This is a genomic window from Sulfitobacter sp. EE-36, assembly GCF_000152605.1.
In the GTDB taxonomy this organism is placed as follows: Bacteria; Pseudomonadota; Alphaproteobacteria; order Rhodobacterales; family Rhodobacteraceae; genus Sulfitobacter; species Sulfitobacter pontiacus.
In genome coordinates this window covers 1,108,519-1,123,443 of sequence record NZ_CH959310.1, presented here as the reverse complement: position 1 = coordinate 1,123,443, position 14,925 = coordinate 1,108,519, and the positions used below count along the sequence as shown (strand labels likewise).

Genomic DNA, 14,925 nt, shown 5'->3' with positions numbered 1-14,925 from the left:
CCGGCGTTAGCACGAATCCCGCGCCCATGTATATTGGCTTACGCAGCGTTGTGCGTGACAGAACCGCAGGCTTGGGGTGAACTGCCGCACAGAACGGTCCAGTACCCTACATTCAGCCCTCGAAAGGTTTGCCAAATGTCCGACTATCCGCACCTGCTTGCCCCGCTTGATCTGGGGTTCACGACGTTGAAGAACCGCGTATTGATGGGGTCTATGCACACCGGGCTTGAGGAAACACAGGACTGGAACCGCGTGGCCGAATTCTACGCCACCCGCGCGCGTGGCGACGTGGGGCTGATGGTGACAGGTGGCATCGGGCCGAACCCCGAAGGGTCGGTCGCGCATGGTGCCGCGATGATGCTGTCGCAAAAGGACGTGGACAACCACAGCATCGTCACCGACCGCGTGCACGAGGCAGGCGGCAAGATCGCGATGCAGATCCTGCACGCCGGGCGCTATGCCTTCAGCCCCGATTGCGTCGCCCCCTCGGCGATCAAATCCCCCATCTCGATGTTCGCCCCGAAAGAACTGGACGCGGAAGGTATCGAAAAGCAGATCAGCGATATCGCCGCCTGCGCCCTGCGTGCCAAACAGGCAGGCTATGACGGGGTAGAGGTGATGGGCTCCGAAGGGTATTTCCTGAACCAGTTCCTCGTCACCCACACCAACAAACGGACCGACGAATGGGGCGGGTCGTACGAGAACCGCATGAGGCTGCCAGTCGAGGTCGTGCGCCGCGTCCGCGAGGCCGTCGGCCCCGATTTCATCCTCATCTACCGTTTGTCGATGATCGACCTGATCCCCAACGGCTCAACCTTTGAAGAGGTCGTGCAGCTTGCCAAGGCGGTAGAGGCCGCAGGTGCCACGATCATCAACACCGGCATCGGCTGGCACGAGGCGCGCATCCCGACGATCCAGACCTCGGTGCCGCGCGCGGCCTTTGCATGGGTCACGAAAAAGCTGATGGGTCAGGTGAACATCCCGCTGATCACCTCCAACCGGATCAACACGCCCGAGGTCGCCGAAGAGGTGCTGGTGGACGGCTGCGCCGACATGGTGTCGATGGCGCGTCCCATGCTGGCCGATGCCGATTTTGTCGCCAAGGCCGCCGCCGGAAAATCGGCCGAGATCGCACCCTGTATCGCCTGCAACCAAGCCTGTCTGGACCATACCTTTGGTGGCAAAATCTCGAGCTGTCTGGTCAACCCACGCGCCTGCTACGAGACTGAACTACGCGTCGATCCTGTTGACGCGGCCAAGACAATCGCCGTGGTGGGCGCGGGGCCGGCGGGTCTCTCCGCCGCCATCACCGCGGCAGAGCGCGGCCATAAGGTCACCGTCTTTGACCGCGCAGCCGAAATCGGCGGCCAGTTGAACCTTGCCAAGCAGGTCGCCGGCAAAGAGGAGTTCTGGGGCCTCGTCGACTGGTATCGGGCGATGGTCAAGAAATACGACGTCACCGTCAAGCTGAACACCGAAGTCTCGGCCAATGATCTGGGCGAGTACGACGAGGTGATTATCGCCACCGGCGTTATTCCCCGCGACCCGCAAATCCCCGGTCAGGACGCGGGCAATGTGGTCAGCTATATCGACATCCTGAACGGCACCGTCACCGCTGGTCAGCGCGTCGCCGTCATCGGCGCGGGCGGCATCGGTTTCGATGTGTCTGAACATCTGGTGCATGACGGGGACAGCACCACCACCAACCTGCCCGAATGGATGAAGGAATGGGGCGTCACCGACCCCGCCGATCACCGCTCTGGCCTCGCGCCCGAAGGTCCGCAGCCGCACGCCCCCGCGCGCGAAGTTACCATGCTGCAGCGCAAGACCACCAAGGTCGGCAAGGGCTTGGGCAAGACGACCGGCTGGATCCACCGCGCGTCCCTGACCATGAAGAACGTGCAGATGATCGCGGGCGTCAACTACGAGAAGATCGACGCAGAGGGCCTGCACATCAGCTTTGGCGAAGCGCGTGAAAAGCCGCAGGTGATCGCGGCGGATACGATCGTGCTTTGTGCCGGTCAGCTGTCGGACCGGTCGCTGGCCGACGCGCTAGAGGTCAAGGGCATCCCGTGCCATGTTATCGGCGGCGCGGATGTCGCGGCTGAACTGGATGCGAAACGCGCGATTGACCAAGGCACCCGTCTGGCCGCTGCGCTCTAAGGTATGTCGACCAAAACGGGGCAGGCTGTCGTGGCCTGCCCCGTCTTTCGCCCGCGCCACAAAGGCAGCACATCTTGCGCCTCCGCGCCGGTCTGTCAAAATGCCCGGATCAATAGATGTTTCAGGGTGTGGCCATGCCGATTTGCGTTTTCGATATCTTTGCCGATGGCACGACCCAAGTGCCTACCGACACGCATCTCACGGGGCCGGGCATCTACCGCTGGTGGCACTTTGATCTGGCCGACCCGATGCTTGAACCCTGGGTCCGCGAACACTTGCATGAAATCCCCGCCGGATCGCTGATCCAGAAACAGACCCGCCCGCGCTGTGACCGGTTTGAAGGCGGGCTGATCCTGAACCTGCGCGGCATCAATATGAACGAAGGGCAGGATGCCGATGAAATGGTATCGGTGCGGATGTATGTGGATTCCGACCTGCTGATCACCGTGCGCCGCAAGAAAGTCTTTGCCATCGACGCGATCCGCCGCGAGGCCGAAGCGCAAAAGGCCCCTCCCAGCCCTGCCGAGTTCCTCGAAGCGCTTGTGGGTCGCTTGTCCCTGCGGGTGCAGGAACATGTTGCAACGCTGGATGAACAGGCGGAGTTCTTCGAGGATGATCTAGAGGATAAGAACACCCCGATGCCCCATGAGCTGCCCGAAATCCGGCGCAGCGTGATCCGGCTGCGGCGCTATCTTGACCCCCAACGCGAGGCGCTGGCCAAGCTGGCCGCCTTTGATATTCCGCTGATCCCCGACGAAAGCCAGCTTGAGCTGCGCGAGCAGGCCAACAGCGCGCTGATCGCGGTAGAAGAGCTGGACGAGCTGCGCGACCGGCTGGTGTCGGTTCAGGAAGAGCACGACGCCAATATCGCGCAGCGCCAAGCGCGCCACGGCTATGTGCTGTCGGTCGCCGCGGCGATCTTTCTGCCGCTGGGGTTTCTGACCGGTCTGTTCGGCGTCAACGTGGGCGGGATGCCGGGGGTGGACCATCCTTGGGCGTTTACCATCCTCTGTCTTGGCATGGCGGGGCTGGCGCTGCTTATGTTTCTGGTCCTGAAACTGGTCCGCTGGATTTAACCACAGCACGGCGCGCCCTGTTTCCCCGCCGCGAACGATCCCTATAAATACCTCTCCACTGTCTCACCGCTGCCGTGATCCTGCCCGATTTGGCCGCCATACCCTTTCCAGACGCAGATGATGAAAGGGGACGGGTATGGACCGCCTGACAGAGATGGAAGCATTCGCCACGGTCGTGGACCAGGGTGGCTTTACCGATGCGGCCAAGAAGATGGGTATCTCCAAATCCGCCGTATCCAAACACGTATCCTCGCTTGAAGCGCGGCTTGGGGCGCGGTTGCTGAACCGCACGACCCGCCGTGTCAGCCCGACAGAGATCGGGCTTGCCTATTACGACCGTGCCCGCCGCGTGCTGAATGACGCGGGCGAAGCCGATGCGCTTGTGACCTCTATGCAATCCGCGCCATCGGGCCTTTTGCGGATCTCGGTCGCGACTGACTTTGGCGTGAACCATCTGTCACCCGCCCTGTCCGAATTCCTCGCCGATTTCCCCGATATCACCGTCAACATGGTGCTGAACAACCGCTACGTCGAACTGATCAGCGAAGGTTTCGACATGGCCGTCCGTATCGGTGAGCTGGAAGACAGCACACTGCGGGCCCGCAAGCTGACCGAGACGACCAAACGCATGATCGCCTCGCCCGCCTATTTCGAGAAATACGGCCGCCCCGAAAAGATCGACGATCTGAACGATCACAAGCTGCTGCATTATTCCAACCAGTCCAGCGGCAATATGTGGAAGCTGACCTCGCCGTCGGGCGAAAAGCGTCAGGTGCGCACCGCTGGCTGGCTGTCGGTGAACGACGGGCAATCGCTGCTGAACGCCGCCATCTCTGGCCTTGGCATCGCCTACCTGCCGAGCTTTCTTTATGCCGACGCGATGGAGAAAGGGCTGGTCGAAGACGCGATCCCCGATCTCCCGCTTGAGACCCAAGGCATCTACGCCGTCTATCCTCCGGGCCGGTTCACCCAGCCCAAGGTGCGCGCCTTCATTGATTTTCTAGCCCATACCTTTGCCGAAAAAGGTCCAACGGACTGGTAACACGAGATCACCAACTGCCCTCGGTGAACTGAGCCCATATGTGGCTGCCCCCGCTCCCTTTTCAGGGATGCGGGGATTTTTCTGTTCGGGGTCAGGGCGCGGGTAAAAGCACGGCCTCGACCCGTCGATTGGCGTCGCGCCCCGCTTTGGTCTGGTTGGACGCGATTGGCGACAGATAGCCCATGCCCTGCGCCTCGATCCTATCGCCCGCGATGCCATGCGCCGTGATCAGCCGCCGCCTCACCGCCGCCGCGCGGCTTCGGGACAAGGCAATATTGTTTTGCAGCCCGCCGACGCTATCGGTGTGGCCCACCAGAACAATCCTCAGATCGGGCTGGTCTTTCAGCACCGCCGCCAGATTGGATAGCGCATCAAACTCCCCCTGCCCCAAGGCCGCGGTGCCGGTGCCGAAATCAAGCGCAGCCAGCACCACATGGCCGGTATTCTGCAACGCCGCAGCCATCTCTGACTGGCTTTGCGCGGGGGCATCGGGGGCCAAGGTCCGGGTGTCTTCCGCCACCTCTGGCACCGACGGGCTGGACGCCTGGCCTTGCGCATCCGCCTCAACGATCTGCAGATAGGCAGAAGTATCGGTTGTGCTTACCAGAAGGGTCGCAACGGCATCAGGTGATTGCAGCGACCCTTTGACGGCGGTGACAAACTGGTACTGGCGCAGATCGACATACATGTTCGGCGCGGGCAGTGTTTCGATCGCAAAGCGGAAATCGAAACCGCCGCAGACCTCGGCGCTGCAATCCAGCACGATCCTGTAGCCCGCGTCCTCTAGCTGGGTGCGCAGGGGCCGCATAATCTGTAGGGGCGTGAGGCCCGGAGCCTCTAACCGCCAGGCAGAGCGCGCAACCGCGCCTTCGATCTTGACGCTGGCAAAGCCGCCGTCCTCAAAGGCAGAGGTCGGGGCAAGATAGCTGTCAGGGTCGGTATCACGGGTCACGGTCTGCCGCGCCGCAGCGGGCAACGACAGATCCAGCGCATGGGCCGTGCCCGCCAGTAAAAGCCAGATCAGCCCGGCACGCCAGAGGATCATCTGAATTTCGCGTGGTAAGCGTCGTTCGGTTTCATTTCGGTCGCGCTGGCGACGCGGTTGGTCATATTGAAGAACCCCGTGACCGACGCGATGTCAAAGATATCGCGGTCGGAGAAGCCCACATCGCGCAGCGCCTGACGGTCCGCCTCGGTGGTTTTGGCGCTGGCGACGGTCAGATGTTCGGCAAAAGCCAGCATCGCCGTTTGCCGCGCATCCAGATCGGCGACACGCCAGTTCATCACCATCTGTTCCCCAAGGATCGGATTGCCCGACAGTTGCCGTACCGCCGCGCCATGGGCCGTCAGGCAATAGTAGCATTTGTTCACGGACGACACGACGACCGCGATCATTTCGCGTTCCAGCTTTGAAAGGTTCGACGCGCCCAGCATCAGGTCGTTGTACATCGCGGTAAAGGCATTCAGCTTGTCGATGTCAAAGGCATAGGCTTGCAGCACATTCGGCACCATCCCCAGCTTTTCCTGACAGACATCAAAGTATTTCTGCGTGTCCTCGGGCAGCGGATCGACCATCGGCAGGTTCAGGGCAGTGGGGGCATCATGCGCCATGGGGCGGCTCCTTTAGTCAGGGGATTGACGGTAATGATAGTGCCCTACCAGGTCAAAGCCCAGTCCTTGATACAGGCGGTTCGCGGCCGCGTTCGCCTTTGTGCAAAGAACCGCCACCTGCGTCGCCCCCTGCGCCTGCGCCCAGAAACCGGCGCTGCGCATCAGCCATTTCGCGACACCCTGCCCGCGCTGGTGTTCCAGCACCTCGACCGCATGGACCATGCACACACCATCATGCAGCGCGGCAAAGGCGACGCCACCGGGCATCTCGTTCCAGCGGGTCAGGATCGCGGTTTTGGTCGCGGCGCGGTGCATCACGTTGATCCGTTCAGGACCCACGCCGCCCTTGGCCCAAATCTCTGTCATGATGGCCAGCGGCTCCCAGATCTGGAAAGCGGTCACCCGCGGCATCGGCACATCGGTCAGCTTGCCGACCGGTGCGATATAGACATTCACCGGATCGACGATGTCATACCCGCGCGCGGCCAGTTCTGTATCCAGCGTGTCGTCGCCGTCGCGGATCATGAAGATCGGGCGCTGGTCCATGGCGTGCATCGCGGCCTCGGCCTGACCGATATCCGCATTGGGTTCGGCCATCGTCGCGGCAGAGACGCGTTTGCCCCCGCCCTGCCCGTCCCGCAGGGTCCAGCCGGTTTCGGTCCAGATTTTCGCGGCGGGCCATGTGTGGTCGATGACCTGATAAAGCTGCGCCAGATCGGTCACGGGAACACCTGCGCGAGCTTTGCCATCGCCGCGTCGACTTCGGCCTGATCATTGCCACGGATCACGATATGCGCGCCGTATTTGCCGTCTTTCTGGAAGGGGTAGGACCCGATAGAGAGGTTGGGATAGCTATGCGCCAACTCTCCCAACGGTCCGGCGATGTCGCCCTCTCCCCGTTCGATGCGATGGGTGGCGCTGATCAGGGGGGCCCCACCGGTCAGGGTTGGCAGAACGCTGGCGACCATTGCCTCGAACACGGCGGGGACGCCGGCCATGACATAGACGTTTTCCAGCTTGAACCCCGGAGCCGCCGACACGGGATTGTCGATCAGCGTGGCATCATCGGGGATACGCGCCATCCGCAGACGGGCGGTGTTCAGTTCTGTCGCGCTTTTGGCGTAGTGGTCGGCCAGAATGGCGCGGGCATCCTCGCGCACGTCGATATGCTTGTTGAACGCAGCGGCGATGCATTCGGCAGTGATGTCATCATGGGTCGGCCCGATGCCGCCGCTGGTGAACACGCTGTCATAGACGCGCGACAGTTCCTGCACGGCAGCAATGATCGTGCCGTTTTCATCCCCCACCACACGGACTTCTTTCAGGTCGATCCCGACGCTGGTCAACTGCCCCGCCAGATGGTGCATGTTTGAATCGCGGGTGCGCCCCGACAGGATCTCATCGCCGATGACGATCATCGCAGCAGTGGGGTTAGGCATGGCTGTCTCCTTGAGGGGCCGTTGATTGAGGTATAGGTCACCCCCCATGCGCTTTCAAACCGAACTTGTCCCCGCCCGCCTGATCCGCCGCTACAAACGGTTTCTGGCCGATTGCCAGCTTGAGGACGGCACCGAGGTGACGGCCCATTGCGCCAACCCCGGGTCGATGATGGGGCTGGCCACAGCGGGCATGAAAATCTGGCTTGAGCCCAATGATGACCCCAAGCGCAAGCTGAATTACGGCTGGCGGCTGGTTGACCACGAGAACGGGCATTTCACCGGCGTCGACACCGCGCTGCCGAACCGTGCGATCAAGGCCGCGTTAATGGATCGGCAGATCGCCCCGCTCGCGGGCTACACGACCGTGCGGCCCGAAGTGAAATACGGTGAAAACTCGCGCATCGACTTTCTGCTGGCCGAGCCCGGCCTGCCCGACGCCTATGTCGAGGTGAAATCCGCCACCCTGTCGCGCCGCGAGGGGCTGGTCGAATTCCCCGACAGCGTGACCAAACGCGGCGCAAAGCATCTGGGAGAGCTGGCGCAGATGGCACGGGACGGGCACCGCGCCGTGCTGCTGTATCTGGTGCAGCGGACCGATTGCAGCGCCTTTAGCGTGGCGGCCGATATCGATCCTGCCTATGCCGCCGCTTTTGCCGACGCCCATGCCGCAGGGCTGGAAACCCATGTCATCGGCACCCATATCAGCCCCCTTGGGGTCAGCGTTGCGGGCGCAATCCCCCTAATCGACCCGCCTGCACTGGCTCTTGGGGGCCAAGCGGGTTAGACAGCACCAAATTCATATGACGGAGACAGCGGTGATGAACGAACACCGAGGACGCCAGACCAAAGATGGCATTCGCATTTACGACCCCTCGGATTTCGCGGGGATGCACGCGGCGGGCAAGCTGGCGGCGCAAATCCTTGATGACATCGCCGAACATGTGTTTGTCGGACAGACCACAGGTGCCATTGACGGTGTGATCACGCAGATGATCGAAGACGCCGGCGCGAAGTCTGCCACCATCGGGTATAAGGGCTATCAACACGCCAGCTGTATCTCGTTGAACCATGTCGTCTGCCACGGCATCCCCGGTGATAAAAAGCTGAAGGATGGCGACATCCTGAACATCGACGTCACCGTGATTGTCGATGGCTGGTACGGGGATAACTCGCGCATGTATGTCGCGGGCAAGCTGTCGCGCAAGGCAGAGCGGTTGATCAACGTGACCCATGACGCGCTGATGCGCGGGATCGAGGTCGTGAAGCCCGGCAATACCTTTGGCGACATCGGCCACGCGATCCAGACTTTCGCGGAATCCCACCGGATGAGCGTTGTGACAGATTTCTGCGGTCACGGGCTGGGTCGCGTGTTCCACGCACCGCCAAACGTGCTGCATTATGGCCGCCCCGGCACCGGTGCGGTGCTGGAGCCCGGCATGTTCTTTACCATTGAACCGATGGTCAATCTGGGCCGCGCAGAGACCAAGGTCTTGGCCGATGACTGGACTGCGGTCACCCGCGACAAATCCCTGTCAGCGCAGTTTGAACACTCTATCGGCGTGACCGAAACCGGATACGAGATCTTTACCGAATCCCCCGCCGGTATGTTCCACCCGACCTATCGCCAGGGCTGATCCTCAGCCCCGGCGCTTGGCCAGCTTCAGCTCGATCACGGCCCACAGCACGCTGCCTGCATAGGCAAAGCAGCAGATCACCAATGTGGCCCAGGGGAAGCTGACCAGGCAGGCGATAAAGCCGGTAAAGAAGATCAGGAAATAGGTCACATTGGCGCGCGAAAAGCTGACCGATTTGAACGACCACGTGGGGATGCGGCTGACCATGACCCAGCCGACCAGCACGATATACAGGCTGGATACCACGTCGGGCAGCGCGGCACCGGGGCCGAAGGCATAGGGCAGATAGATCGGCAGCATCACCAGCATCGCACCTGCGGGCGACGGCACACCAGTGAAATAGCCGCCGTCGTCCAGCGGGTCTTTGGTCCGGGAATCGACGTTGAACCGTGCCAGCCGCATGACGCAACAGATCGCAAAGACCAGCACCGCCAGCCAGCCCGCGCGGTAGGAATCCTGTAGCCCCCAGAAATACACCACCAAAGGCGGGGCAACGCCGAAGTTCACAAAATCCGCAAGACTGTCGAGCTCGGCCCCGATCTTGCTGTTGAAGCCCAGATAGCGCGCGGTGCGCCCGTCCATTCCGTCAAGGATACTCGCCAGCGTGATCAGCGCCACAGCCAGCGCGATATTCCCCTCGGCGGCGAAACGGATCGCGGAAATACCGGCACAGATCGCGGCAATGGTCAGCATGTTGGGCAACAGCTGTAACAACGAGAATTCGGTTTTCGTCTTATCCGGCGCGACGGGGGGCTGATCGGTCATCTCAGGAAAGCTCTGCCAGCACGGTTTCGCCTGCGACCATCGTCTGGCCGATGCTGACGCGCGGGGTGACTCCCTCGGGCAGGTAGACATCGACGCGCGACCCAAAGCGGATCAGGCCAAAGCGTTGACCCGCCTGCGTATGCGCGCCCTTCTTGGTGAAACACACGATACGACGCGCTACCAGACCGGCGATCTGGACGGCGGCGACCTCGCGGCCGTCGGCCATCTTGATGCGCAGGCTGTTGCGTTCGTTATCCTCGCTCGCCTTGTCCAGCGAGGCGTTGAAAAACTTGCCGGGGCGGTAAGCGATTTCGGTGATCTCGCCCGCGACGGGGGCGCGATTCACGTGGCAGTTAAATACGTTCATGAACACGCTGACCCGTGTCAGCGGCGTGTCGGGCATCCCCAACTCGGCAGGGGGTACGGCAGGTTCGATCAGCGATACGATGCCATCTGCGGGGCTGATAACAAGGTTATCGCCCTTGGGTGTCACCCGTTCAGGGTCGCGGAAAAAGTAGTAGCACCAGACGGTTGCGCCGACACCGAGCCACCCCAGTGGTTCAGCGATGATAAAGAGCACCAGCGTGATCGTGGCAAAGATCGCCACGAACTTGCGCCCCTCGGGGTGCATCGGCTTGATGAAGGTGCTGGTCATGCTCAGGCTCATGGCGGTCTACTTTCCTTTACGTCTTTGTTAGCACATAGGCCGCAGCGCAGCGAATGCAAAGCGGCAACTGTTGATGGCCATTGGGCTAGTCTTGGCGCAGCAGGGTGATCCAGGTGTCGCCATACTTGCGCTTGTCCTCGCGCGTGAACCCTTGCGGCGGATCAAGCGGGGCGTTTTCCTCGCAGACGATCATGGCATCGGGTGTCAGCCAGCCGCCCGCCCGCGCCTTGACCAAGGCGGTCTGGCCCATCCCCTTGCCATAAGGCGGATCGAGAAAGACCAGATCGAACGGCGCCGCGATCCAACCCCCAAGGGCCGTCGCGTCGGAGCGCATCAGCGTGGTCGCGCCCTCGGCCCGCAGCTTCTTGATGTTCTCGGTGATCAGCTTTTGCCCGACGCGCCCGTTCTCGATGAACACCACCTCGCGCGCACCGCGCGACAACGCCTCTAGCCCAAGGGCACCAGTGCCCGCGAACAGGTCAAGCACCCGCGCGCCGTTGATCACATTGTGATGGGTCAGCATCGAAAACAGGCTCTCGCGCACGCGGTCAGAGGTAGGACGCAAATGCGCATCCGCATCGCCCTTGCCCACGTCGGCCAGTTGGGTGCCACGGTGTTTGCCAGCGATGATCCTCATGACTTCAGCAGCGCCTTCAGGTCTGTGTTCGGGTCTTCGATCAGCGCAGGCGCGGGGGATTTGCCCGCCTCAATCAACCGGCGCCCGATCATAAAGCCGCGCGGATCGTTCATTGCATCCACCGCCAGCAGTTCGTCCCCGCGATAGTACCAGAAGGCCACGCTATCGGCATCGGCGTGTCGGGTGATCACGCGATCATAGCCCATGTTCAGCCCCGCGATCTGCAGTTTCACGTCATACTGGTCCGACCAGAACCACGGCTTGGCGACATACTCCTTATCCGCACCCATGATATTTTCCGCGACCAGCTCGGCCTGATCAATGGCGTTTGGCACAGATTCCAACCGGATGCGCCCGCCGCGATAAGGGAAGGACGCGCAATCGCCTGCAGCCCAGACATGCGGCGCAGAAGTGCGCCCGTGGCTGTCGGTCATAATGCCGTTGTCATTCACGATCCCCGCCGCATCGGCCAGCGCCGTCGCCGCCCCGATGCCAACGCCGACGATCACGAAATCCACGTCCAGCGTCGTGCCGTCCGACAGTTCAGCGCCGGTGACATGGGTGTCGCCTGTCAAACGCTCAAGCCCGACCCCTTCACGGATGGTGACGCCATGCGCCTCGTGCAGCGCGCGGATAAAGTCAGAGGTCTGCGGGGCCGCGACCCGTTGCAGGATGCGGTCGCCCATCTCTACCAGTGTCACCTGCAACCCCAGCTTGGCCGCGACCGAGGCGGCCTCTAGCCCGATATAGCCACCGCCGACGATCAGCACCCGCGCGCCTTTGGTAAAGCGCGGGCCCATCGTATCGACATCGCTGAGGTCGCGCACCACATGCACGCCCGCCAGATCGCCACCGATATGCGCAGGCAGACGACGCGGGAAAGATCCGGTGGTCAGCACCAGATCGTCATAGGCCATATCCCCGCCGTTGACCCGCACGGTCTGCGCCGCCGGATCGATGCTGTCGACCGTGGTGCCCAGCATCAGGTCAATCCCGTGGTCGGCGTAAAAACTCTCGGGCCGCAGATAGAGCCGCTCGAGCGCCATGTCGCCCAGCAGATAGGCCTTGGACAAGGGCGGGCGCTGGTAGGGGGGCACGGTTTCCGCCCCAATCAACGTGATCTTACCCTCAAAGCCGGAGTTGCGCAGCTTGGCCACACAGGATGACCCCGCCTGCCCTGCCCCGATCACCACCACATGACCCATCCTTGCCCCTTTCGAAAAAACCGTGTTCCTGCCTGCGTGCAAAGCCTATATCTTCCGTGAAGACAAACGCAATGACACGAAAGGTCACGCATATGACGATTTCTCAAGGCGACACGCTGCCCGATGCAACGCTGGTGCAAATGGGGCCGGACGGCCCGCAGCCTGTGCAGATGGCTGACAAGCTAAAGGGCCGCAAGGTCGTCGTCTTTGCCGTGCCCGGTGCCTATACGCCCACCTGCGATTCCGCCCATGTGCCCAGCTTCGTGCGCACCAAGGACCAGTTCGACGCCAAAGGCGTGGACGAGATCATCTGCGTGTCCTGCAATGACCCCTTTGTTATGGCCGCTTGGGGTGAATCGACAGGCGCGACGGCGGCTGGCATCACCATGCTTGCCGATGCCAACAGCGCCTTTACCAAAGCCATCGGCATGGAATTCTCGGCCGAGCCCGCGGGGCTGATTTCGCGCTCCAAACGCTATGCGATGCTGGTGGATGACGGCAAGGTCACGCTATTCCAGGCCGAGGTACAGCCCGGCGTCTGCGATATGTCGGGCGGCGAGGCGCTGCTGGACAACATGTAATCCGGCACGACGCTGAAAAATGAAAAACGGAGCCGCGGGGACACCGGGGCTGCGTTTTTCTTTGGATAATTCGACGGTTAATGGTGCCTTAGCCCGCTTTGACCTCGCCCATCAATCCATCCATCTTGCGCGCCAGCTTGGCATCAAGCGAGCTTAGGCCATCCACGTCATGGGTCGTCAGGGTAACGATCACCTTGTTATAAACATTCTCCCACTCTGGATGGTGGTTCCATTTCTCGGCCCAGATCGCCGCGCGGGTCATCCAGCCGAAAGCATCCGCGAAATCATTGAACTTGAAGGTTTTGACGATCGCATCCCGGTCCTCCACCATAGCCCAGCCTGTGCTGAACAAGGGGGCCAATACGGTTTTGCGCGTCTCTTCGCTTAATCTTTCGCTCATTCCTGTTCCTCAACCTCGACCCTTTTGAATGGGCCGTAATCTGTCAAAATGTCTATCTCTTCGTCAACGGCTGCCCGTTCCTGTACAAGATAGTCTTCAACAGCGCGCATAAAACCCTCGTCCCGCATCCAATGCAGCGACCACGTCGCCTGTGGCAGGTAACCGCGCGCGAGCTTGTGTTCCCCCTGCGCACCTGCCTCGACGGTAGAGAGGCCCAGTTTGATCGCGATATCGATGGCCTGATAATAGCACAGTTCAAAGTGCAAGAACGGATGATGTTCGGTGCAGCCCCAATAGCGCCCATAAAGCGCATCGGCACCGATAAAGTTCAGCGCGCCCGCCACCCATGCACCATCCCGTTTGGCCAGCACCAGTGCCATGTCGTCGCGTAGCTGGTCCTGGGCGATGTCGAAGAATGCGCGTGTCAGATAGGGCGTGCCCCATTTGCGCGCGCCAGTGTCCTGATAGAATTGCCAGAACGCATCCCAATGTTCGGGCTGCAGATCGTCACCGGTGAACACCTCTATCTCTCCGCCAAAGGCCTGAGCCTGCTGGCGTTCCTTGCGGATGTTCTTGCGCTTGCGCGAACTGAGCGTGGCAAGGAACCCGTCGAAGTCCTCAAAGCCCGCGTTTTGCCAGTGGAACTGCTGGCTTTTGCGGGTCAGCAGGCCCAGTTGCTCTGCCGCGGCGGCCTCGTCCTGGGTACAAAAGGTAATGTGCAGGGACGACAGCCCGTTTGAATCCGTCAGCTGGACCGCCCCATGGATGAGGGCCGCGGTGCCCGTCTCTTCGAACCCCGGACGGGTCAGGAAACGGCGGCCCGTGGCGGGGGTGTGAGGCACGGCGATCTGCAGCTTGGGGTAATAGCGCCCGCCCGCCCGTTCAAACGCATGGGCCCAGCTGTGGTCAAAGATGTATTCACCCTGACTGTGTGACTTGGCGTACATCGGCGCGACCGCGATGATCTGACCGTCAATGGCAGCGCTGAGGTATTGCGGCTGCCACCCCGTACCGGGGCCGACGCTGCCGCTTTCTTCTAGTGCTGAAAGGAAACGAAAGGTGGTGAAAGGGTCCGCGGGGCGCGCGCCCCCGGCGGCTTCGGGACAGGCACAGGCATCCCATTCCGCCTGACCGATGTGCGCGATGCGCGAGGCAATTCTGATTTCGACGTCGCGCGCGTTCATACTGGATGTCCCGTTGTCATAGGCCTTATCTGTGGCCGAAGCCGGACGGTTCAACCTTGCAGCGGCGCGTCATAGCCTTCGAAGGTGATATTATGCGCAAATTCGCGTGCGCCGTTTTCAACTGAAAGACTGCGCACGGTCCAGCAGCAGATCATCGCGCCTGCCTCGCGCAGCTCTGCCACGCGGGGGCGGGGCAGATCGTCGACCTCGTGGCTGATGAAACACGCGCCGCTGCGATCGTAATCGGGGATCTCGCGCAGGCGGTCGCAGGTGGCTTTGGGCAGCGGCCATTCGACATAGCGATAGGCGCTGGTCACCAATCCACGCGGCACATCCGGCAGCAGCTCTGCCATCCGCGCGACGCTGTTGGGGTTGAACGACATGATAGCCACATCGCCCACATAGTCGCGCAGGGCTTCTGCCACCGCATCTTCCAGCGGTCCGATGTCCGTCCCCATTGCACCGTCCTGATCCTTGATCTCGACCAGCAGCGGCACGCGTCCTGCGATCAGTTCCAGCAC

At 61.7% G+C, this 14,925-nt stretch carries 16 protein-coding genes and 1 pseudogene; 6 read left to right on the top strand and 11 right to left on the bottom strand.

Going from position 1 to position 14,925, the window contains the following annotated elements; genetic code table 11:
* Positions 1–135: 135 nt before the first annotated feature.
* From EE36_RS07970 to EE36_RS07960, 3 genes are all read left to right on the top strand, one after another.
* Positions 136–2,163, top strand: a complete 2,028-nt coding sequence (locus EE36_RS07970) for an NADPH-dependent 2,4-dienoyl-CoA reductase (protein WP_005851119.1) — start codon at positions 136–138, stop codon at positions 2,161–2,163.
* A 116-nt stretch (positions 2,164–2,279) separates the two neighbouring features.
* Positions 2,280–3,239, top strand: coding sequence for a zinc transporter ZntB (locus EE36_RS07965; RefSeq protein WP_005851118.1), 960 nt, complete (start codon positions 2,280–2,282; stop codon positions 3,237–3,239).
* Positions 3,240–3,375: 136 nt separating this feature from the next.
* A complete protein-coding gene (locus EE36_RS07960) occupies positions 3,376–4,281 on the top strand; it encodes a LysR family transcriptional regulator (RefSeq protein WP_005851116.1) in 906 nt (301 codons plus the stop codon).
* 91 nt (positions 4,282–4,372) lie between these two features.
* Here EE36_RS07960 and EE36_RS07955 read toward each other — a convergent pair whose 3' ends face one another.
* The 4 genes from EE36_RS07955 to EE36_RS07940 are packed head-to-tail and all read right to left on the bottom strand — an operon-like array spanning position 4,373 to position 7,331.
* Complete coding sequence (locus tag EE36_RS07955; protein WP_005851114.1) at positions 4,373–5,326, bottom strand: OmpA family protein; 954 nt, start codon at positions 5,324–5,326, stop codon at positions 4,373–4,375.
* Positions 5,323–5,892 (bottom strand): peroxidase-related enzyme, encoded by a 570-nt coding sequence (locus tag EE36_RS07950; protein WP_005851112.1) that lies wholly within the window; start codon positions 5,890–5,892, stop codon positions 5,323–5,325. The genes EE36_RS07955 and EE36_RS07950 overlap by 4 nt, the downstream gene beginning before the upstream one ends.
* A gap of 12 nt (positions 5,893–5,904) precedes the next feature.
* Positions 5,905–6,615, bottom strand: a complete 711-nt coding sequence (locus EE36_RS07945) for a GNAT family N-acetyltransferase (RefSeq protein WP_005851110.1) — start codon at positions 6,613–6,615, stop codon at positions 5,905–5,907.
* Complete coding sequence (locus EE36_RS07940) at positions 6,612–7,331, bottom strand: molybdopterin-binding protein (RefSeq protein ID WP_005851107.1); 720 nt, start codon at positions 7,329–7,331, stop codon at positions 6,612–6,614. The genes EE36_RS07945 and EE36_RS07940 overlap by 4 nt, the downstream gene beginning before the upstream one ends.
* 46 nt (positions 7,332–7,377) lie before the next feature.
* Here EE36_RS07940 and sfsA point away from each other — a divergent pair, with 46 nt between their 5' ends.
* Together sfsA and map are read left to right on the top strand one after the other, a co-directional pair.
* Positions 7,378–8,115, top strand: coding sequence for a DNA/RNA nuclease SfsA (gene sfsA / locus EE36_RS07935; RefSeq protein WP_005851105.1), 738 nt, complete (start codon positions 7,378–7,380; stop codon positions 8,113–8,115).
* A 34-nt stretch (positions 8,116–8,149) separates the two neighbouring features.
* Complete coding sequence (gene map, locus EE36_RS07930) at positions 8,150–8,965, top strand: type I methionyl aminopeptidase (RefSeq protein ID WP_039912200.1); 816 nt, start codon at positions 8,150–8,152, stop codon at positions 8,963–8,965.
* 3 nt (positions 8,966–8,968) lie between these two features.
* On the opposite strand, the gene pssA is transcribed toward map, so the two are convergent.
* From pssA to EE36_RS07910, 4 genes are all read right to left on the bottom strand, one after another.
* Entirely contained in the window at positions 8,969–9,730 is a 762-nt protein-coding gene (gene pssA, locus EE36_RS07925) for a CDP-diacylglycerol--serine O-phosphatidyltransferase (RefSeq protein ID WP_005851102.1), read from the bottom strand.
* A 1-nt stretch (position 9,731) separates the two neighbouring features.
* Complete coding sequence (locus EE36_RS07920; protein WP_198005501.1) at positions 9,732–10,391, bottom strand: phosphatidylserine decarboxylase; 660 nt, start codon at positions 10,389–10,391, stop codon at positions 9,732–9,734.
* A gap of 91 nt (positions 10,392–10,482) precedes the next feature.
* Positions 10,483–11,034, bottom strand: a complete 552-nt coding sequence (gene rsmD, locus EE36_RS07915) for a 16S rRNA (guanine(966)-N(2))-methyltransferase RsmD (protein WP_005851097.1) — start codon at positions 11,032–11,034, stop codon at positions 10,483–10,485.
* On the bottom strand, positions 11,031–12,239 hold the full coding sequence (locus tag EE36_RS07910) for an NAD(P)/FAD-dependent oxidoreductase (protein WP_005851095.1): 1,209 nt from the start codon (positions 12,237–12,239) through the stop codon (positions 11,031–11,033). Before EE36_RS07910 ends, rsmD begins: the two co-directional genes overlap by 4 nt.
* A gap of 92 nt (positions 12,240–12,331) precedes the next feature.
* On the opposite strand from EE36_RS07910, the gene EE36_RS07905 reads away from it, so the two are divergent.
* Complete coding sequence (locus EE36_RS07905; RefSeq protein ID WP_005851093.1) at positions 12,332–12,820, top strand: peroxiredoxin; 489 nt, start codon at positions 12,332–12,334, stop codon at positions 12,818–12,820.
* Between the two features lie 88 nt (positions 12,821–12,908).
* Here EE36_RS07905 and EE36_RS07900 read toward each other — a convergent pair whose 3' ends face one another.
* The 3 genes and pseudogenes from EE36_RS07900 to EE36_RS07890 all read right to left on the bottom strand — a co-directional run.
* Positions 12,909–13,220, bottom strand: coding sequence for a 4a-hydroxytetrahydrobiopterin dehydratase (locus EE36_RS07900; protein ID WP_005851091.1), 312 nt, complete (start codon positions 13,218–13,220; stop codon positions 12,909–12,911).
* Complete coding sequence (locus EE36_RS07895) at positions 13,217–14,404, bottom strand: GNAT family N-acetyltransferase (protein WP_005851089.1); 1,188 nt, start codon at positions 14,402–14,404, stop codon at positions 13,217–13,219. Before EE36_RS07895 ends, EE36_RS07900 begins: the two co-directional genes overlap by 4 nt.
* Before the next feature lie 50 nt (positions 14,405–14,454).
* A pseudogene (locus EE36_RS07890) lies at positions 14,455–14,925 on the bottom strand (phosphodiesterase); the annotation flags it as partial.